Source organism: Streptomyces sp. NH27, assembly GCF_056859195.1.
Genome location: NZ_JACEGK010000961.1, coordinates 1 through 1,254 on the forward strand (window position 1 = coordinate 1; position 1,254 = coordinate 1,254).

Here is a 1,254-nt window from a genome sequence, read left to right on the forward strand (position 1 = left end):
CGGGAGCGAGCGGGGGAAGGACCCGGGACGGACGGCGAGCCGGGGGCGGGGTTGCGGAACAGCCCGCTCTTGCCGCGCCCGCGACGCACGTTCGGTCAAGGGTTCAGATGTACTCCCCGTCGTCAGCGGCGCCGTCGAGCAGGTGCGCGAGGTAGGCGCCGGACCGGCGGGCCTCCATGTGGAGCCGGCCCACGTTGATACGCGGCCCGGCCAGGACGGTCAGTACGCAGGCGGGGCCCGCGGCGTACAGCGCCACGTAGCCGCGCTCGCCCCGTACCAGCAGCTCGCGGAAGGAGTGGTCGCCGGCCACCTCCGACAGCCGCAGCCCGATGCTGAATCCGGCGGAACTGAGCGCGGCGAGCGTCTCGGCCTGCCCGTCGGGTGCCTCGTGGGCGATCACCAATCCGTCCACGGTGGCCGCGAGCACGCCGGTCGCCTCGGGCAGCCGGGCCAGCAACCGGCCCAGCTCGTCTCGTACTTCGGCTTCATGCGCCATAAGTCTCCTTCGTCCGGCCGGTTGGGCCCGTTCGGCCCGCTGCCGCAGGGCGCGCCTCACAGATGCTTCAAGGCGGCGCGGAGCCGGCGCAGCAGCGCGGCGTCCGCATTGTGGGCGATGTCCTTGAACCAGGCGGGCGCGGGCGCGGGAACCCGGCCGGCCGTCGATGGGGGCACCGCGACCCGCCCGGCCGCGGCGAGGCGCCGTACGTGCACCAGCGCGTGGAAGGCGGGCCGGCCGAGCAGGGCGGCGATCGCGGACGGCGTGCGCACTCCGTCCGCGAGGTCGAGGACCGCCCGCTCGTGGCGGGTGGCGGGCGGCAGCCGCGGGTCGTGCCGGGGCCGTACGGGCGCGGCGTCGAGCTGCGGGCACGGCCAGAGCGCGTCCAGGAACCGGCGGCGCCTGCGGGCCTCCCGCGCCACCTCGCTCAGCGGCACCGGGCGCACCGGCCCGAACCAGTGCGCGGCGCCGTGCCGGAACCGGGCCGGGCCGCCGGTGGGCGCCAGTACGAAGAAGGCCGCGTCGAACAGCGTGCCGAGTTCGCTGATCTCCAACTCCCCCTGGGACAGCCGGTGGTGGTCCAGCAGCCAGCGGGCGGTCCGGCACTCGGCGCCGCCCCGGCGCACCGCCTCCTGCCACGCCTCGGCGGACAGCCGGCCGCCGACCGTCAGCAACACCTCGATCCCGGGTGCGGCCGGACTCTCGGCGTGCACCACCGCACCGTCGAGGAGGTAGAGGGTGCCGGTGTCGCGCAGCAG

Annotated in this window: 2 protein-coding genes; both read right to left on the reverse strand. The window is 76.0% G+C overall.

Annotation, left to right across the window (positions count from 1 at the left end):
- Positions 1–103: 103 nt before the first annotated feature.
- Positions 104–496, reverse strand: a complete 393-nt coding sequence (locus AC13HU_RS37405; RefSeq protein ID WP_483046458.1) for a roadblock/LC7 domain-containing protein — start codon at positions 494–496, stop codon at positions 104–106.
- A gap of 56 nt (positions 497–552) precedes the next feature.
- The coding region (locus AC13HU_RS37410) for a transcriptional regulator (RefSeq protein ID WP_483046459.1) at positions 553–1,254 on the reverse strand (702 nt) is incomplete at its 5' end.